At 64.0% G+C, this 19,154-nt stretch carries 15 protein-coding genes; 5 read left to right on the top strand and 10 right to left on the bottom strand.

Going from position 1 to position 19,154, the window contains the following annotated elements; genetic code table 11:
- Positions 1–175 precede the first annotated feature (175 nt).
- Together F6B93_RS23815 and F6B93_RS17540 are read right to left on the bottom strand one after the other, a co-directional pair.
- A complete protein-coding gene (locus F6B93_RS23815) occupies positions 176–4,045 on the bottom strand; it encodes a GH12 family glycosyl hydrolase domain-containing protein (protein ID WP_281426103.1) in 3,870 nt (1,289 codons plus the stop codon).
- Positions 4,046–4,559: 514 nt separating this feature from the next.
- A complete protein-coding gene (locus tag F6B93_RS17540; protein ID WP_211696213.1) occupies positions 4,560–5,348 on the bottom strand; it encodes a (2Z,6E)-farnesyl diphosphate synthase in 789 nt (262 codons plus the stop codon).
- 167 nt (positions 5,349–5,515) lie between these two features.
- Here F6B93_RS17540 and trhA point away from each other — a divergent pair, with 167 nt between their 5' ends.
- Entirely contained in the window at positions 5,516–6,256 is a 741-nt protein-coding gene (gene trhA / locus F6B93_RS17545) for a PAQR family membrane homeostasis protein TrhA (protein ID WP_211696214.1), read from the top strand.
- A gap of 36 nt (positions 6,257–6,292) precedes the next feature.
- On the opposite strand, the gene F6B93_RS17550 is transcribed toward trhA, so the two are convergent.
- Genes F6B93_RS17550 through mca form a run of 3 tightly spaced genes read right to left on the bottom strand, consistent with a single transcriptional unit; the run spans position 6,293 to position 9,490 of the window.
- A complete protein-coding gene (locus F6B93_RS17550; RefSeq protein ID WP_211699576.1) occupies positions 6,293–8,323 on the bottom strand; it encodes a thioredoxin domain-containing protein in 2,031 nt (676 codons plus the stop codon).
- Positions 8,310–8,621 carry a hypothetical protein gene (locus F6B93_RS17555; RefSeq protein WP_211696215.1) on the bottom strand — a complete coding sequence of 104 codons (312 nt, stop codon included), beginning with the start codon at positions 8,619–8,621 and terminating at the stop codon, positions 8,310–8,312. Before F6B93_RS17555 ends, F6B93_RS17550 begins: the two co-directional genes overlap by 14 nt.
- Positions 8,618–9,490, bottom strand: coding sequence for a mycothiol conjugate amidase Mca (gene mca / locus F6B93_RS17560; RefSeq protein WP_211696216.1), 873 nt, complete (start codon positions 9,488–9,490; stop codon positions 8,618–8,620). Before mca ends, F6B93_RS17555 begins: the two co-directional genes overlap by 4 nt.
- Positions 9,491–9,633: 143 nt before the next feature.
- Between mca and F6B93_RS17565 the strand changes: the two genes are divergently transcribed.
- Both F6B93_RS17565 and greA read left to right on the top strand, forming a co-directional pair.
- Positions 9,634–10,068 (top strand): DUF4307 domain-containing protein, encoded by a 435-nt coding sequence (locus F6B93_RS17565; RefSeq protein WP_211696217.1) that lies wholly within the window; start codon positions 9,634–9,636, stop codon positions 10,066–10,068.
- Between the two features lie 219 nt (positions 10,069–10,287).
- Positions 10,288–10,782: a transcription elongation factor GreA gene (gene greA, locus F6B93_RS17570; protein ID WP_211696218.1), complete on the top strand. Its 495-nt coding sequence runs from the start codon at positions 10,288–10,290 to the stop codon at positions 10,780–10,782.
- A 22-nt stretch (positions 10,783–10,804) separates the two neighbouring features.
- Here the strand turns inward: greA and F6B93_RS17575 are convergent, their stop codons facing one another.
- From F6B93_RS17575 to F6B93_RS17590, 4 genes are all read right to left on the bottom strand, one after another.
- Positions 10,805–11,977 (bottom strand): cystathionine gamma-synthase, encoded by a 1,173-nt coding sequence (locus tag F6B93_RS17575; protein ID WP_211696219.1) that lies wholly within the window; start codon positions 11,975–11,977, stop codon positions 10,805–10,807.
- A gap of 147 nt (positions 11,978–12,124) precedes the next feature.
- A complete protein-coding gene (locus F6B93_RS17580; protein WP_211696220.1) occupies positions 12,125–12,865 on the bottom strand; it encodes an RDD family protein in 741 nt (246 codons plus the stop codon).
- 211 nt (positions 12,866–13,076) lie between these two features.
- Positions 13,077–14,483 (bottom strand): cystathionine beta-synthase, encoded by a 1,407-nt coding sequence (locus tag F6B93_RS17585; protein ID WP_211696221.1) that lies wholly within the window; start codon positions 14,481–14,483, stop codon positions 13,077–13,079.
- A gap of 103 nt (positions 14,484–14,586) precedes the next feature.
- Positions 14,587–15,672 (bottom strand): alpha/beta hydrolase fold domain-containing protein, encoded by a 1,086-nt coding sequence (locus F6B93_RS17590; protein WP_211696222.1) that lies wholly within the window; start codon positions 15,670–15,672, stop codon positions 14,587–14,589.
- A 223-nt stretch (positions 15,673–15,895) separates the two neighbouring features.
- On the opposite strand from F6B93_RS17590, the gene F6B93_RS17595 reads away from it, so the two are divergent.
- The gene (locus F6B93_RS17595) at positions 15,896–16,867 is read left to right on the top strand and encodes an SGNH/GDSL hydrolase family protein (RefSeq protein WP_211696223.1); all 972 of its coding nucleotides are present in this window, start codon (positions 15,896–15,898) and stop codon (positions 16,865–16,867) included.
- Positions 16,868–16,997: 130 nt separating this feature from the next.
- The gene (locus F6B93_RS17600; RefSeq protein WP_211696224.1) at positions 16,998–18,215 is read left to right on the top strand and encodes an acetyl-CoA C-acetyltransferase; all 1,218 of its coding nucleotides are present in this window, start codon (positions 16,998–17,000) and stop codon (positions 18,213–18,215) included.
- Positions 18,216–18,270: 55 nt separating this feature from the next.
- Here F6B93_RS17600 and F6B93_RS17605 read toward each other — a convergent pair whose 3' ends face one another.
- Complete coding sequence (locus F6B93_RS17605) at positions 18,271–19,122, bottom strand: Bax inhibitor-1/YccA family protein (RefSeq protein ID WP_211696225.1); 852 nt, start codon at positions 19,120–19,122, stop codon at positions 18,271–18,273.
- Between the last annotated feature and the right edge of the window lie 32 nt (positions 19,123–19,154).

Here is a 19,154-nt window from a genome sequence, read left to right on the forward strand (position 1 = left end):
GGTAATCACGCCTTCGGCTGCCCACACGGCTATCAACGTGACAACCTTCAGAGTGCACAATTGCCCAGCGTTCGGTGTGCACATTGCACACACACTCAGCGTCCGGAAATCCGGGGCGGATGGCCCGGGCGCCTAAGCACCGGCGAAAAGTGGTATCGCCGCGTCTCGACAGTCCTTAGCTGACGCCGGTTATCTCGGCGGAGAACGAATCGACGCCCAGTCCAACCCCGCCGCTCCACGGCTCAAAGCCGGCCTGAATGCTGGTCAGATACCAGGAGTCGGTGATCGGCTCCATGGTCCTGGTGTGCTCGACAAAGCTCAGCACATTGAAGTCCCAGGCTTCCATCGGCGAGGTCGTGACGTAGGACATCACGTTGTTCAAACCGTTATGGCCGTCCCACACCACAAAGTCTTGCCCGTCGATCGTGGTGTTGCCCACCACCGAACCCACCGGCTGGATCGGACCCTGCTGGTTGAACCAGATCATGATCTCCTGCTCATTGACCCCGGTCGTCGTCGGACTGGGATCCAGCCAGATGTCATAGGCAGCGTTCCACACGCCGGTGGTGGGATAGGCGTAATCGACACTGCTGGTGACGGATTCGATCTGACCGAGCTGCAACGGCAGCGTGGTCTCCACCGAACTGGTGCCCCAGTGCCAGCCTTCAAAGATCGACGGATAGCCCAGCGGCGCACCGTTGGTGGGCGCGGAGCCGTTGATCTCGGTGATGGCGAACCCGTCGGAACCAACAACAATGGTCTGACCCAAGGAGTTGTTCCACGCGTTGTTCTGAACCACGTAGCCGCCGGTGGTCGTCGTCGTTCCGAACTGATCAGAGATCACCGTCCCGCCGGTCGGCGGCTCCGGTGGAGGTAGCACTGGAGGTTCGCCACCGCTAACACCGGTTATCTCGGCGGAGAACGAATCAACGCCCAGCCCCACCCCGCCGCTCCACGGCTCAAAGCCAGCCTGAACGCTGGTCAGATACCACGAGTCGGTAATCGGCTCCATCGTCCGGGTGTGCTCGACAAAGCTCATCACATTGAAGTCCCAGGCCTCCATCGGCGAGGTCGAGACATACGACATCACGTTGTTCAAACCGTTATGGCCATCCCACACCACAAAGTTTTGGCCATCGATCGTGGCGTTGCCCACCACCGAACCCACCGGCTGGATCGGACCCTGCTGGTTGAACCAGATCATGATCTCTTGCTCATTGACCCCGGTCGTCGTGGCATCAGGATCTAGCCATATGTCATAAGCGGCATTCCAGATACCTTCGCTGGGATAGGCGAAATCAACACTGCTAGTGGCGGTTTCGATCTGACCGAGCTGCAACGGCAGCGTGGTCTCCACCGAACTGGTGCCCCAATGCCAACCCTCAAAGATCGATGGGAAACTCAACGGAGCACCATTAGTCGGGACAGAGCCATTGATCTCGGTAATGGCAAACCCATCAGAGCTGACAAGAATGGTCTGCCCAGCGGTGTTGTTCCAGGCGTTGTTCTGCACCGCATAGCCGCCGGTGGTCGTCGTCGTTCCGAACTGATCAGAGATCACCGTCCCGCCGGTCGGCGGCTCCGGTGGGGGTAGCACTGGAGGTTCGCCACCGCTAACACCGGTTATCTCGGCGGAGAACGAATCAACGCCCAGCCCCACCCCGCCGCTCCACGGCTCAAAGCCAGCCTGAACGCTGGTCAGATACCACGAGTCGGTAATCGGCTCCATCGTCCGGGTGTGCTCGACAAAGCTCATCACATTGAAGTCCCAGGCCTCCATCGGCGAGGTCGAGACATACGACATCACGTTGTTCAAACCGTTATGGCCATCCCACACCACAAAATTGCGCCCGCCGATGGTGGCGTTGCCCACCACCGAACCCACCGGCTGGATCGGACCCTGCTGGTTGAACCAGATCATGATCTCTTGCTCATTGACCCCGGTCGTCGTGGCATCAGGATCTAGCCAAATGTCGTAAGCGGCATTCCAGATACCTTCGCTGGGATAGGCGAAATCAACACTGCTAGTGGCGGTTTCGATCTGACCGAGCTGCAACGGCAGCGTGGTCTCCACCGAACTGGTGCCCCAATGCCAACCCTCAAAGATCGATGGGAAACTCAACGGAGCACCATTAGTCGGGACAGAGCCATTGATCTCGGTAATGGCAAACCCATCGCCAGTAACAACAATGGTCTGCCCGGCGGTGTTGTTCCACGCGTTGTTCTGAACCACATAGCCGCCAGTGGTCGTCTCCGTTCCGAACTGATCAGAGATCACCGTCCCGCCGGTCGGAGGCTCCGTTGGTGGCGGCTCCGTCGGCGGTTCACCACCGCTGACCGGTTCGCCGTTGATCAGCAGCTCTGTCGGCGCCACAAAGGTGCCCTCATGAGCGGCCTGGAAACCCACAGTGATCGACTCCCCAGGCGCGATCGTGCCGTTGTAGCTCTCGGGAGTCAGCGTGTATTGGGTGCCCGACTGCTCTAGCTGAGAACTCCACGCATTCGTAATCGACGTGTGTTCCGGCAGCGTGAATTGCAGCTGCCAATCACTCACCGCAGTCGCACCCGAATTGGTAATCGTGTAGTCGGCCACATAACCGCCATCCCACTGCGATGTCGCCCCGAACGTCGCCACCAAACCCGACTCACCAACAGGCGGCTCCGTCGGAGGCGGCTCGGTCGGAGGCGGCTCGGTCGGAGGCGGCTCGGTCGGAGGCGGCTCGGTCGGAGGCGGCTCCGTCGGCGGTTCGCCACCGCCGACCGGTTCGCCGTTGATCAGCAGCTCTGTCGGCGCCACAAAGGTGCCCTCATGAGCGGCCTGGAAACCCACAGTGATCGACTCTCCAGGCGCGATCGTGCCGTTGTAGCTCTCGGGAGTCAGCGTGTATTGGGTGCCCGACTGCTCTAATTGAGAACTCCACGCATTCGTAATCGACGTGTGCTCGGGCAACGTGAATTGCAGCTGCCAATCACTCACCGCAGTCGCACCCGAATTGGTAATCGTGTAGTCGGCCACATAACCGCTACCCCACTGCGATGTCGCCCCGAACGTCGCCACCAAACCCGACTCACCAACAGGCGGCTCCGTCGGAGGCGGCACCGTCGGAGGGGGCTCCGTCGGCGGCGGCTCGGTCGGAGGCGGCTCCGTCGGCGGTTCGCCACCGCCGACCGGTTCGCCGTTGATCAGCAGCTCTGTCGGCGGTACATAAGTGCCCTCATGAGCGGCCTGGAAACCCACAGTGATCGACTCTCCAGGCGCGATCGTGCCGTTGTGACTTTCCGGAGTCAGCGTGTATTGGGTGCCCGACTGCTCTAATTGAGAACTCCACGCATTCGTAATCGACGTGTGCTCGGGCAACGTGAATTGCAGCTGCCAATCACTCACCGCAGTCGCACCCGAATTGGTAATCGTGTAGTCGGCCACATAACCGCTATCCCACTGCGACCCCACCGCGAACGTCGCCGCTATTCCAGTGCCTGCGGAACTCGCGGAATTCGACTCGACCGCCGCGATTCCAGCGGCGTTGAGTAGGGGCGCCCTGCTAAAGGTGGGCGTTGCGGCCTTGGCGGCGGCAGTGACGGTGGCCGCGGGGGCACCGCCTTCCGGGTTGCTCGCGACGCTAGCCGAAGTCAGGCTGCCCACCTCGGCAGATCCACCCTGCCCGCCCGCGCCGCCAATGCCCAGCAGCTGAGCGGCCCTGCCGCCCGTGGTCACATTCACCACGCCCAGCACGTCGCGCGCGATGCTCTGCAAAGACGTCGCGTTGACCGCTTCGGCGGCAGCCAACGACTCTGCGCTGCCCGCCAATGCGCCCACAAAACGGCTGTGATACTGCGCCACTTGGGCACTGACTGTTTGATATTCGTTGGCTTGTGCATTGAACATTGCGGTAATGGCCGCCGAAACCTCATCGGCAGCTGCCGCCAGCACCTTCGTCGTTGCGTTAGCCGCCGCGCCATTCGCGGCGATCAGTGCGGAGCCGATACCAGCGACATCAGTTGCCGCCGCTGCCAGCGTCGCCGGATTGGCAATCACGTATGACATAAAGCCGCCCTTCGCGAGGTATAACAGATTTATATCGATACAATCATGAAACCATCACGACACCGAATGCCATTACTGACACAGCGTCGTTGCTGTTTCATCGCTAGAACGTATCACGGAGTTATCACGACTCCGAGACATCGGCTCCGCGACATTGAGGTGAACCGGTCGGGGTGTTCCAGTCGTTATGCGACTCTGTTGTCCGTGTTCGAGCAGGAAGAATCACCAACGACGTGGAATCGAACAAGCGCGGCGGCACACGCCGGATCAAATCGCCCGCAAACTCGCCGAGAGCCGCAATTTACGCATTGACTCTCCAATGGCGCGCGCGTAGTATCCGGCGACCACGGCTGAGCCGACGACTGCTAACCGTTGGGCCGGAGCCTCGCTCGCGGGTGCACGGGGCTCGCGGTGAACGTGGGACGCCGTCAGGAACCGGGTCCGGGCACGAGAGCCACACGGGTGTGCGACCCCGACGCCCACAGTGCGTGATCGACCAGCTGCCGGTTCGGACCTACTTGCCGTACCTGCGATGCCGAGCACTGAAATCCCGCAGCGCGCGCAGAAAATCGACCCGGCGAAATGCCGGCCAATGAGCCTCCGTGAACCACATCTCCGAATACGCGCTCTGCCACAGCAGAAACCCGGACAGACGTTGCTCCCCGGAAGTCCGAATCACCAAGTCGGGGTCGGGCTGACCAGACGTGTACAGGTTTTCCGAGATGCCTTCAACGGACACCGCATCGACGAGTTCCTCTGCGGTCGCACCGTTGGCAAGTTCTTTGCTCAACAACGCGCGCACCGCGTCGACAATCTCCCGACGGCCGCCGTAGCCCACAGCGACGTTGACATGCAGGGATCCAACCCCCGGCGTGGACTCCACCGCTTCGCGCAACCTGCGGGCGGGTTCCTCGCCAAGCAGCTGCAGATCGCCGACGGTGCGCACACTCCAGCGGTTGGCAGGCGCGCAGATCTCCTCGACCACATCGGTGATGATTTCGATCAGCGCGGCGAGCTCGTCGGGATCACGTTGCAGGTTTTCGGTGGATAGCAGGTAGACGGTGGTCATTTCAATGCCGGCTTCCTGGCACCACCGCAGCATCTCGGCGATCTTCGCCGCACCCATCCGATAGCCGAAGCTGACGTCCTCGTACCCGGCGTCGCGTGCCCAGCGCCGGTTTCCGTCGCACAAGACCGCGATATGCCGGGGAAGCGCGGATTTCGACGCCGCTAACCCCTGCCGCAGACGCAGCTCGTACAGCCGATACAACGGTTCTTTGAGCCGCGGCGGAATGATCTCCACGAGTACCCAGACTACTGTGATCTGGACCAAGTTCCGCCGGGCAGTTGGAGCAACCTCACCTCGCGTCGGGTGCCCTCGGGTGCCCATCCCGACTACCCTGGATCGGCGACAACCATCCATAGTCCCAAGACGGGGCGACAGTAGGTATTGAGCAGCCGGGAGCCGAAATGAGCAGCCGGGCAAGTCTGGCCACCAACGGGGAGCCCGAATCGCACGGGTTCACCCCATCCGATGCTGCCCACCAGATCGTCGAGGGCGTCACTCGGGTCCTGACCAAGCCCCGCTTTCGGGGCTGGATTCATGTCTATTCCGCCGGAACCGCCGTCTTCGCGGGTGCGTCGCTGGTCGCGGTGTCGTGGGCGCTCGCCTCCACCGAGGCGGGGCTTGCCACGCTGGCCTACACGGCGGCCACCGTGGTGATGTTCGCGGTCAGCGCCACCTATCACCGTGTCCACTGGCAATCCGCCACCGCTCAGAAATGGATGAAGCGGGCGGATCATTCGATGATCTTCGTATTCATAGCTGGCAGCTACACACCGTTTGCCCTGCTGGCCCTGCCTGGCCACGACGGGCGAGTGGTGTTGTCGATCGTATGGGGCGGCGCGGCGGCCGGCATCATTTTGAAAATGTGCTGGCCTTCGGCACCGCGCTGGGTCGGAGTGCCCCTTTATATCCTGCTGGGTTGGGTGGCGGTGTGGTACACCGGCACAATCCTGCACAACGCCGGCGTTGCCGCAATGGTGCTGCTGTTTGTCGGCGGCGCGTTGTACAGCATCGGTGGTGTCCTCTACGCACTGCGCTGGCCCGATCCCTGGCCGTCGACATTCGGCTACCACGAGTTCTTTCACGCCTGCACCGCGGTGGCGGCGATCTGTCACTACATCGCGATGTGGTTCGTAGTGTTCTGAGACGCTACGCCCGTCGCACATCTCAGTCACGGGTGATCATTCGGTGCCGCTAGGCACGTCCAGCGCGGCTGCGAGTTCAGCTGCACTGGTTACCGGCAGATCACAGACCCGGCCGCGGCATACGTACGCGGCGTCGACGCCGGCAACCCGATCCCGACCGATCAGCAAGGCGGAGGAGCCGGCGCCACCACCGATGACAATCGCACCGCCCGGAGCCAATCGGCGAGCGTCGGCCAGCAGTTGCGACTGCTCGCCGTCACACGCGACCGCGATCTGCAGCGGCCCGCACACCACAGCTTCGGCGACGGACAGCCAGTGTCCGGCCGAGCGGGGCGCACGCGCAAGCAGCGTCGAATGAGCGTCCAGGGTCGCGGCCACCGCCTCCAAGTAGCGCTCCGCGCGGACCTCGTCGACCAAATGCGCCGCGACCAACAGCGCTTCGCTGATCGAGGACGCACCGGACGGCGTCGCTCCGTCCAACGGGTCAGCGGGCCGCAGCATCAACTGCTCGGCGTCGTCGGCGGTGTCGAACCAGCGGCCACGACGCTGCGGGTCAGCGAACCGCTGCAGCGCACCATCCAGCAGGTCGGTGGCCCACGTGAGCCGCGCTTCGTCGCCGGTCAACTGGTACAGCGCCAGCAGTCCGGTGGCCAGCATCGCGTGGTCTTCGAGAATCGCGGCGCTATCTCCGACCACCCCGCCGAGGCTGGCTCGCCGCAGCCGGCCCTCGACAACGTGCAGGTCTAGCAGCGTGGTCGCGCAGTCCCCAGCGGCGTTGGCCAGCTGGGGATCTCCTAACGCCACGCTGGCCTCTACCAGCGCAGTGATCGCCAGCCCGTTCCAGGCCGTGACGACCTTGTCGTCGCGAGCGGGCTGCACCCGAGTAAGCCGCGCCTGAAGCAACGCGATCCGGATCCGTTCGAGCCGGTGGCGGTCGTCCGGATCGGTCGGTAGTTGCAGGACCGACGCCCCGCGTTCGAAGGTGCCGGATGACGTGACCGCGAAAACCTCGGCCGCCCACCTTCCGTCGTCGGCACCGAGCACCTCGTTCAGTTGCGCAGGCGTCCAGACATAGCTCGAACCCTCACGACCGTCGGCGTCGGCGTCGAGCGACGACGTGAACATGCCTCCATCGGCCAGCTCGTCGAGCAGAAACCGCGCGGTGTGCATGGCGACCCGGCGAGCCAGCGAATCGCCGGTGCGGCGCGCCCAGTGCGCGTACACCCGGAGCAACAGCGCGTTGTCGTACAACATCTTCTCGAAATGCGGTACCACCCAGGCATTGTCGACGCTGTATCGGGCGAAGCCGCCAGCCAGTTGGTCGTAGATGCCGCCACGGGCCATCGCGTCGCAGGTGTGTGTGAACGCGTCCAGCACCGCCGCTGACCCGGTGCGCTCGTAGTCGCGTAGTAGCCCCTCGAGCAGCGCCGATGGCGGGAATTTGGGAGCTCCGCCGAAGCCGCCGTGAACGGCATCTCGGTCGCGCAGCACACCTGCAACGGCGCTGTCACACAGCTCCGGCGCGATCTCTGGACCGCTGGCAGGCAGCCCCGAGAATGCCGACGTCATCGACCGCAACTCGCCGGCGATATGGTCAGACGCCTCCTCGACCTCACCACGGCGGTCACGCCAGGTGGCCGACACAGCTGAAAGTAGCTGCAGGAAAGCCGCTTTCGGGTAGTAGGTGCCGCAGTAGAAGGGGCGTCCGTCGGGCGTGAGGAAGCACGTCATCGGCCAGCCGCCCTGCCCGGTGAGTGCGACGGTGGCGTTCATGTAGACCGCGTCGATGTCCGGCCGCTCTTCGCGGTCCACTTTGACGCAGACGAAACCCGCGTTCATCGCGGCAGCCACCTCATCGTCTTCGAAGGATTCGTGGGCCATGACGTGACACCAATGGCATGCGGCGTAGCCGATGGACAGCAGGATCGGGACATCGCGTGCCGCCGCCTCAGCCAGAGCCTGCGGCGTCCACTGCTGCCAGTGCACCGGGTTGTCGGCATGCTGTCGCAGGTACGGGCTGGTGGCCAGCGTGAGGGTATTCCTGCCCGAAGAACTAGCCGGGCTCATCATCGGACCACGGTAGTCGGCCGGATTCGATGCCGTCGTCGCCGTCGTCGCCCTGGGACTCCTGCGCGCCGCCGACGATGTCGGTACCGGCGTCAGCGGCCTGATCGGGTTCCGGGTGCTGGCGGTCGAAAGATTCGGGGACTTTCTTCAGGCGCCGGTTCATCGACCGCAACAGAAACGACGTCGCGATCACCAGCAGTACAACCACCAACAAACCCAGCGGACTGGCCTTGCCGAAATCGGGTCCGGTGTTGGCGGGGCCGCCTTCCGCGATCACCCTGACACAAAGGGCGCTCACAGGTACGGCTCGATCCCGGCGAACAGTTCAGTCTCCGGTATCCGGGCCGGGACGCGAGATCGGGCCAGTTCATATTCCTCGGTCGGCCACAGTTTCCGCTGCCACGAGAGTGGAGCGGCAAAAAACTCCGCATTCGGGTCGATCTGGGTCGCATGGGCGCGCAGCGCATCGTCGCGCTGGGCGAAATACGCCGAGCACTCGACCCGCGTAGTTACCCGGTTCGCAAACGGGTCGTTCTCAGGCCGCCAATGTTTGAGCCACTTCCCAAACGGGCCTTCCTGGCCGCGCTTGATGAACTCGTCCTGCAGCATCTGCATGCGTTCGCGCAAGAAGCCGTGGATGTAATACAGCTTGGACACCGTCCACGGCTCGCCAGCGTCCGGGAACCGGTGATGGTCGCCGGCCAATTCGTAGGCGCCGATGGACACCTGGTGGCAACGAATGTGGTCCGGATGCGGGTAGCCGCCGTTCTCGTCGTACGTGGTCATCACATGCGGCCGGAACTCACGGACCACCCGCACCAGGGCCTCGATGGATGACTCCAGTGGCACCTGCGCGAAACAGCCTTCGGGCAGGGGCGGCGGCGGGTCGCCCTTGGGCAGTCCCGAGTCGACGAAGCCCAGCCAGGTGTGCTCGACACCGAGGATCTCGGCTGCCTTCGCCATCTCGTCGCGGCGGATGTGGGAGATGTGGCTATGTACGTCAGGCAGGTCCATAGCCGGGTTGAGGATTTCGCCGCGCTCACCCCCGGTCAGCGTGACCACGATTACCCGATGGCCCTCCTCCGCATAGCGGGCAAGGGTGGCAGCACCCTTGCTGGACTCGTCATCGGGATGGGCATGCACCGCCATCAACCGCAGTTTGCTCACGTGCCCCCTTGTCCGTCTGCGGGTCGGTCCGTCTGCCAGTCACCCCCTGGGCGTATAAGTGACCCTATAATTCCAGTTCCCGATCGTCTCGCGTGGTCGGCACGTCTCGTATGGTCGGCCACCCAACCAACCACGCATCCGGTATGAACCCAGATCCCGTCTCTCGTCCCGAAGGCCGCTACGGGCGTCCGCGGTTGTCCCCGCGAGCACGCCGGCGCGTCGCGATCGGGCTTGGTGTGCTGGTGGCCGCGGGCGCCACCGCCGTCGCCGTTTTCGGCTACCAACAACACGCCACCAGCGACGTCACCGGTTCACTGGCCGGGTATCAACTGATCGACGATGAGACCGCAAGAGTAACGATCAGCGTGACGCGGGCGGACCCGTCGCGGCCGGTGCACTGCATTGTGCGGGTCCGGTCCATCGATGGCAGCGAGACGGGTCGACGAGAGGTGCTCGTACCGCCCTCAAACGACACCACCGTGCAAGTGACGACGACGTTGAAATCGAGTAGGCCGCCGGTGATGGGAGACGTATACGGCTGTGGCACGGACGTACCCGCCTACTTGCGGCCGAACTAAGGGCACAACAAACGCCGAACTGGGGATATTCGAGTCACCAACCGTTTGTGCAGTGGTAACATAGGTGAATGCACGGTCCTGCTGGGACCGTGTATTGCTGCATTAGTGGCCGTGAGCAGAACGGAGCCGCAGCACCCGGGGAGGCGACCCGCATAAGCCCGATAGCGGGATCAGAGCTTACGCGACTACGCGGAACGACAAAGCAAGGAGCGCGACGAGATGACGGATACTCAGGTGACCTGGTTGACCCAGGAATCACATGACCGACTCAAGGCCGAGCTCGACCAGCTGATCGCCAATCGCCCGGTCATCGCCGCCGAAATCAATGATCGCCGCGAGGAGGGCGACCTACGCGAGAACGGGGGCTACCACGCCGCTCGCGAAGAGCAAGGCCAGCAGGAGGCCCGCATCCGGCAGCTGCAGGATCTGCTCAACAACGCGAAGGTCGGCGAGGCACCCAAGCAGTCCGGCGTTGCACTGCCCGGTTCTGTGGTGAAGGTCTACTACGACGGCGACAAATCCGATAGCGAGACATTCCTTATCGCCACCCGCCAGGAGGGCGTCAGCGACGGCAAACTCGAGGTCTACTCACCGAACTCACCGCTGGGTGGAGCCTTGATCGACGCCAAGGTCGGCGAGACCCGCAGTTACACGGTGCCAAATGGCAATACGGTGCAGGTCACCTTGGTCAGCGCGGAGCCGTATCACTCCTGATCTGCGCTGAGCAGTCGCAGAGCTAACCGAGCGCCTGCTCGAGATCTGCCAGAAGATCGGCGACATCCTCGATCCCGACCGAAAGCCGCACGAGGTCGTCCGGCACCTCCAATTGCGACCCGGCCGTGGACGCGTGCGTCATCGCGCTGGGGTGCTCGATCAGCGACTCCACGCCACCCAGTGATTCAGCCAAGATGAAGACCCGGGTGTTGGCGCAGAGATCCTCGGCAGCCCGGCGCCCGCCTCGCAGCCGCACTGAGACCATGCCGCCAAAAGCCCGCATCTGGCGCGCGGCGATTTCATGCCCAGGGTGACTGGGCAGTCCCGGGTACAGCACGGTGCTCACCTGAGGATGCCCAGCGAGGAATTCCGCGATCGTAGCGCCGTTCTCGCTGTGTCGCTGCATCCGCAGCACCAGCGTCTTCAGACCGCGCATCGTCAGGTAAACGTCGAATGGCCCCGGCACGGCGCCAGCGCCGTTCTGCAGAAAAGCGAAAGCGTCGTCGAGCTCTTCATCGTTCGTGGCCAGCGCACCGCCCACCACATCGGAATGCCCGCCGATGTACTTGGTCGTAGAGTGCAACACCACATCGGCGCCGAGCACCAACGGCTGCTGCAGCGCGGGAGACGCGAAAGTGTTGTCCACCAGTACTTTTACCGACCGTTCGGCACTCAGCTGCGCTATGCCAGGGATGTCGGCGATCGATAGCACCGGATTGGTGGGCGTCTCCACCCAGATCAGGCGGGTACGAGGGGTGATGGCAGCGCGGATCGCGTCGAGATCGCCAAGCGCCACCGGCGTGTACTCAACGTCCCACTGTGTGAATACCTTGTCGATCAAGCGGAATGTGCCGCCGTAGGCATCATCGGGAATGACGATGTGGTCCCCGGGCCGCAGCATTGCCCGCAACGCGCAGTCCGTGGCGGCCATCCCGGAGCTGAACGCCCGGCCGAAAGCCGCCTCCTCGACGGCGGCCAGGGATGCCTCCAATGCGGCCCTGGTGGGGTTGCCGGTGCGGGCGTATTCGAATCCGCCCCGTAGCCCACCTACGCCGTCCTGAGCGAATGTGCTGCTGGCATAGATCGGCGCGTTGACAGCTCCGGTCATCGGGTCGGGGCGGTAGCCGGCGTGGATGGCCCTCGTGGCCAGCCCACGTGCCGGTCCATCGCGGTGTGCTTCGCAGTCTTTGCGCATCGCTGACCCACCCTAATAGCCCTAATGGCAGACGCCACCCCGATCGCCAATTCGCGGTCGGGGTGGCCTACATCGTCGGGGTGGCCTACTACGTCGGTGTGGTGTTCACCGAAGCACTCAGGTGCGCAGCGAGTTTGCGTTCCCGCGTCAGATCGGCAGGCACACCGTGGTCATGATCTTGTCTGCCAGGGTTTGCCGTTTGGCGTCCCATAACGGAAACAGGAAACCGATGTAGCAGATAGCCGCGTCGATGAGGTGGGCGAGCTGGCGGACAACCGACATGCCGAAGCCCAACGGCTGTCCCGTCGTCTCGCTCACTACTTTGAATTTCATCACCGACTTGCCGAGGCTCGACCCGGTCGTGCCCTGGCGGTAGCCGTAGTCCCAGACCAAGTAGGCAAAAGCGACCATCAGGAAGAAAAACATTGCCAAGAGGCCGATTATCGAGGGCTCAGAAACGCAGAACTGGCCCATGTCGTACTCACTGATGTCGGTGACGCATGACGACGTTTGCGTAACCATCATGATCAGCCAACCAAACCCGATAATCACGTAGGCCGGAGCCGAGTCGATGAGTGCGGCGATGACCCGGGTGAACCACGGCGTGTAAGACTCGGGGGGCATGTCACGTACCGCCGGTCCGGGAGGTGGCGGCGCGTAGCCGCCGGCGGATTGCGGCGGCGGCGGGTAAGAACCGCCTGGGGGCGGAGGAGGCGGCGGCGGATAGCTGCCCGGCTGCGGAGGCGGTGGAGCGAAGGAGCCGCCGCCGGGCGCCGGGGGCGGGGGCGGCGGGTAGCCGCCAGGTGCCGGCTCGGAACCACCGGATGACCCAGGAGGAGGTGGCGGCGGCGGGGGGTATGACCCGCCGGGCGGCGGCTGTTCGGTCATGGGCGAACCTTCCACTGGGGAATTGTTGACGTAGGCGGGAATACAGTACCTGAGGACGGTGTTCGCTGAGCGACCGGGCGTGAGTCACGTCACAGTTCCACTCGGGGCCATTCTGGACGTCGTTCTCGACCGTGCCGAACTCCCCCAGCCTCCGCGGTCCACGGCGTGTTGGAGACGAATTAGTTTGCTCGATCGGCAGCGCGACTGGCCACTAACGCCGCGCCGTCCCCTCCGACAAGAAGCCCAACAGGTCGTATCGGGTAATGACCCCCACGGGCTTGCCTCCTTCGACGACCATCAACGCGTCCCAGTCACGCAATGCCCTACCGGCCGTGCTGACCAGCTCGCCGGCGCCGATCATCCGCAGTGGTGGGCTCATGTGCTCGGAGACCGCGTCGGCTAGCTTGGCGCGCCCGGCGAAAACGGCCGAGAGCAGTTCCCGTTCAGAGACACTGCCGGCGACCTCGCCAGCCATAACGGGCGGCTCGGCACCGACGACCGGCATTTGGGACACTCCGTACTCGCGCAGAATGCCGATCGCGTCCCGGACGGTCTCTGACGGGTGGGTGTGCACCAGGTCGGGCAGTGCACCCGACTTGCGGCGCAGAACATCGGAAACCGTCGACTGCTCGGTCGACCCGTCAAGCCGGCTCCGCAGAAACCCGTACGAGGACATCCATGCGTCGTTGAAGATTTTCGACATGTAGCCACGACCGCCGTCCGGAAGCAGTACGACGATCAGCGCATCGGGCCCAGCCTTCTCGGCGACCCGCAGCGCGGCTACCACCGCCATCCCGCACGACCCGCCGACCAGCATCGCTTCTTCACGCGCGAGCCGCCTGGTCATATCAAACGAGTCCGAGTCCGACACCGCGATGATCTCGTCGGGCACCGAGGGGTCGTATGCCGCCGGCCAGAAATCCTCGCCGACACCCTCGACCAGATAGGGCCGTCCACTACCGCCCGAATAAACCGACCCCTCGGGGTCCGCACCAATGACTCGAACTGGTCCTTCTGGCCTACCCCCCGAGATCTCTTTGAGATAGCGGCCCGCGCCGCTGATCGTCCCGCCGGTGCCGATACCAGCGACGAAATGCGTGACCCGACCGTCGGTATCTGTCCATATCTCGGGGCCGGTGGTCGCGTAGTGACTCGCCGGGCCTTCCGGGTTGGCGTATTGATCTGGCTTCCAGGCGCCATCGATTTCGGCGACCAATCGGTCGGAAACGCTGTAGTAGCTGTCCGGGTCTTCGGGCGGCACAGCCGTCGGGCACACGACTACCTCGGCGCCATAGGCGCGCAACACATTACGTTTGTCCTCGCTGACCTTGTCGGGGCACACGAAGACGCATCGGTACCCGCGGCGTTGTGCGACGAGAGCCAGACCAACACCGGTATTCCCCGATGTGGGTTCGACGATTGTGCCACCGGCCCGAAGCTGCCCGCTGGCCTCGGCAGCATCAATCATCTTGACAGCGATCCGATCTTTGGAACTGCCGCCCGGATTGAGATACTCCACCTTTGCTGCCACGGTCGCCGAGCCGTCGGGGACAACGGAGTTCAGCCGAACCAGCGGCGTGCCGCCGATGAGCTCACTAACGTGCTGCGCGATCCCCATGCGTTCATGGTGTCAGGCCGCTTCGGGCCGCGCACAGCTAGTCACCCCAGCAAGCCTCAGTCCACCTCGGGGCGCCCCGCCTATCAGGACATCGCGGTAGCCGCTAGCCGGTGGCCTCGCGGATGTAGTCACCGATTTGACGCAACGATCGCACCGCCTCCGGCAGCATCGGCGCAGCGAGTTGGAAGTCGTGAACCTGGCCGGGCCAAACCCGTACCTCTGCCGGCACGCCGACTGCGGCCAGCTTGCTTGCGGCCAGCTGCGCGTCGTGTAACAAGACTTCGGATCCGGACACGTGGATCAGGGTCCGCGGCAGTCCGGGTTCGATGTGTTCCAAGGGCTCGTAGACATCTTCGGGCTTGCCGTCTATGTCGTTCTTCGCGGCAGCGCCAGCAACCAATGCGTCGAGCGCATCGAATGCCTTCGCCGGAAACATCGCGTCGGTCTTAATATTGGGATGCGCCTGCTTGTGTTTCTTTGCTAGCTGCAGCAGCGGCGAGATTGCCACCAGCGCCGCCGGTGCCTCTGACTCGGCGCCCTCGGCTCCCTCGGCCAAGAGTCGTTGCGCGAGCGCCAGGCTGAGATACCCGCCTGCCGAGTCGCCCGCCAGCACAATCTGGTCCGGCTCATATCCCATCAGCCGAAGCCAGCGGTAGCCATCGTGACAGTCGTCGAGCGCCATGGTGATCGAGTGCTTCGGCAACAGCCGGTAGTTGACCACCAGAACGGGCGAATCAGCAAAACTCGAGAGCGTTTCGACGAGCCGACCGTGGGAGTTTGCTCCGCATGTCAGGAATGCACCGCCATGCAGATAGAGAATTACTCTGCGGGTACCGTCCGCGGGGAGCACCCCTCGAGCGCGGACAAGCTGTGCGGAGGCATTTGGCAAGCTCACCGCCGCCCGCACGGTGGTCGGCGCCGGCAGCAGAACCCGGGCGGCATGATCGATGAGACCCCATGGCCACGGCACCTGCGGAACGTAGCTACCGACAGCCAATATCGGCCTGATCGTCAGTCGCGACGTTAGCGCAGCTAACCGCGCAGGAATGCTTGGGCCCGACTCAACGACCTCGACAGGAGCACCATCGCTGATCGCGAACCTGCGTGTCTCAAGTCTACGTGCCTTCAGCACATCGCGCGGTCGAATGGCATCTCTGGGTGAACCAGATACCTTGCTAGGTGCGGTCATGCTCAACACTTCCTACGCCGTTGTAGTCCGATACAGCATGTGACGAAGTAGCCGAGCGTTCGGTTCACGTGCCCACCGTGGCGTCCAGCCAACCTCGCGAACTTAGCTTGACAGCTTATGTCATCGACAACATCTAGTGAGTCTGTTTCGATATCACATTTGATCCACACCGTAATCGCGTGATTCAACAGCAACCCCAGCTAAGTCGATCTAAACTGATCTTATGAGCATTCGTGCGCCGCGGCGTTCAACGATCGCCTTGGCCACAGCGGGTGCGCTTGCCTCGACGGGAACGGCCTTTATGAGTGCACGCAACCTACTGGTCGGCCAGGCGACGCACGCGCGCACCGTGATTCCGAAGTCCTTTGACGCCCCCCCTCGCGCCGACGGCGTGTACACCCGAGGCGGCCAGCCGGTGCAACGGTGGCGCCGGGGCACGCCCTTCGATGCACACCTGATGGTCTTCGGCGACTCCACAGCGACCGGCTATGGCTGCACCAGTGCCGAGGAGGTGCCAGGCGTGCTGATCGCCCGTCACCTTGCCCAGCAGACTGGCAAGCGCATCCGGCTCAGTACCAAGGCCATCGTCGGCGCCACGTCCAAAGGTGTTTGTGGGCAGGTCGATGCGATGTTCGTGGCCGGGCCGCCGCCGGACGTGGCGGTGATCATGATCGGCGCCAACGACGTCACGGCACTCAACGGCGTCGGTCCATCGGCGGAGCGGCTGGGCTCGGTAGTGCGCAAGCTGCGGGCCCGCGGCGCGGAGGTGGTCGTTGGTACCTGCCCGGATCTGGGAGTGATCACCGCCATCCCCCAGCCACTGCGCGTCCTTGCGCACGCTCGTGGGGTGCAGCTCGCTCGGGCGCAGACAGCGGCGGTCAAGGCTGCCGGCGGAGTCCCGGTGCCGCTCGGACATCTACTGGGCCCGAAGTTCCGGGCGATGCCTGAGCTGATGTTCTCCGACGATCAGTACCACCCTTCGGCCGCCGCGTACCGGCTAGCCGCCGATGAGTTGGTCCCGGCCCTTCTTGATGCACTGCGCGAGAAGATCGGTACGCCACCGCGTGCCGTGCCGGCACGTGCTGCCATCCCGGCGTTCACTGCTCACCACACGCGACGCAGCGTGGTGTCTCGGCTTTGGCGCCGCCCCGCGACCGCGTGTCCGACACCCGCGGCCGCTCCGGCTGGCGGGTAGCGCCGCTGCAGATCCCCCAGGTCGGCGCGGGTAGGCGGTACCCCCACCCCGATCGGTTCGCGACCGGCTCGTAAGGTCGGGGGTCGCCGGGTTAGATTCGGCTTGGCCACACCCCAACGGAGGGAGCACCATGCCAGAAGCCGTCATCGTCTCAGCCGCCCGCTCGCCGATCGGCCGCGCTATGAAAGGCTCGCTGATCAGCATGCGCCCTGATGATCTGGCCGCCCAAATGGTGCGCGCCGCGCTGGACAAGGTGCCCACCCTCAACCCGCATCAGATCGACGACCTGATCTTGGGTTGCGGGCTGCCCGGCGGCGAGTCTGGGTTCAATATGGCGCGCGTCGTCGCCGTCGCGCTCGGCTACGACTTTCTGCCGGGCACGACGGTCAACCGCTACTGCTCGTCGTCGCTGCAGACCACGCGGATGGCTTTCCATGCGATCAAGGCCGGCGAGGGCGACGCCTTCATCTCCGCCGGTGTAGAGACGGTGTCTCGAACCGCCAAAGGCAGCTCCGACTCCTGGCCGGACACCAAGAACCCGCTGTTCGACGAAGCCCAGGAGCGTTCCGCCGCCGCGGCCGCGGGCGCCGACGAATGGCACGACCCGCGCGCCGACGGAAAGCTGCCGGACGTCTACATCGCGATGGGCCAAACGGCGGAGAACGTCGCAATCATGACCGGCATCAGCCGCGAAGACCAGGACCACTGGGGCGTGCGCAGCCAGAACCGGGCCGAGGAGTCGATCAAGAACGGATTCTTCGAGCGGGAAATCTCACCGGTCACCCTCCCGGACGGCAGCACAGTCAGCACCGACGACGGCCCGCGCCCCGGTACCACCTACGAGAAGGTCAGCGAGCTCAAACCGGTGTTCCGGCCCAACGGCACCGTGACCGCGGGCAACGCCTGTCCCCTCAACGACGGCGCCGCCGCGGTGGTGATTACCAGTGACACGAAGGCCAAGGAGTTGGGCCTAAAGCCGTTGGCACGCATCGTGTCCACGGGGGTCAGCGGCCTGTCCCCGGAAATCATGGGGCTGGGCCCGATCGAGGCTTCCAAAAAGGCGCTGCAACGTGCCGCGATGTCCGTCAATGACATCGATCTGTTCGAGATCAACGAAGCCTTCGCCGTTCAGGTGCTGGGCTCGGCCCGGGAGCTTGGCATCGACGAGGACAAGCTGAACGTCTCCGGCGGGGCGATCGCCCTGGGCCACCCGTTCGGGATGACCGGCGCACGCATCACCACGACGCTGCTGAACAATCTCACCACGCACGACAAGACGTTCGGCCTGGAAACCATGTGCGTAGGCGGTGGCCAGGGTATGGCGATGGTGATCGAGCGGCTCAGCTAGTCCGTTCACACGAAAAAGCCGGCACGCGCGTGCCGGCTTTTTCTGTCGAAACAGGCTAATCGCTCTGCAAGTAGCTGAGCAGCCGCAGGATCTCGATGTAGAGCCAGACCAGGGTGACGGTGAGACCCAACGCGATACCCCATGCCGCCTTCTCCGGTGCGCCCGCGCGGATCATCTGGTCGGCCGCGTCGAAATCGATCAGGAAGCTGAACGCCGCGATACCAATGACCACCAGCGAGAAAATGATGGCCAGTGGTCCACCGCTGCGCAGGCCTAGGCCCTCGCCGCCGCCGACCCCGAACATGGCCAGCACCAGGTTGCCGATCATAAGTGCCAGCGCACCGAAGATCGCGGCGACGATCATGCGGGTGAACTTTGGTGTGACGCGGATGGCGCCGGTCTTGTAAACGACGAGCATGCCGAAGAACACGCCGATGGTGGCTAGCACCGCCTGGCCGATGAGCATTCCGGCGTTGGCGCCGGACACCATGAAATTGGCCATGACAAACGAGATCGAGCCTAGGAACAATCCCTCGAGCCCGGCATAGCTGAGCACGATCGCGGGGTTGTCCTGCTTGCGGCCGAAGGTGGCCACCAGCACGAGCGCCAAGCCACCCAACGCGCCCACCAAGGCCAGCGGCATCGCAAGTGCGACGTTCGATGCGACCAGGAAGTAGGAGACGACGGCCGTGGCCGACAAGACGGCCAGCGTCAGGCCGGTCTTGGTGACGACATCGTCGATTGTCAGTGGACGGGTGGCCCGAGAGTCGCGAGCCTCCTGATACGGAGCAGGGTAGGGATTAGCTTGGTACCCCCGCTGCATCTGGGCGGTGCCCGTTCCGAATTGCGCGTATCCGCCAGGCTGCTTAGGCAGCGAACGAAATACCGGGTTGCTTGTCTCCCGCACCGTCGGATCCTCTCTTGATGGCTCCCATATGA

It is taken from the genome of Mycobacterium spongiae (assembly GCF_018278905.1).
Taxonomy (GTDB): domain Bacteria; phylum Actinomycetota; class Actinomycetes; order Mycobacteriales; family Mycobacteriaceae; genus Mycobacterium; species Mycobacterium spongiae.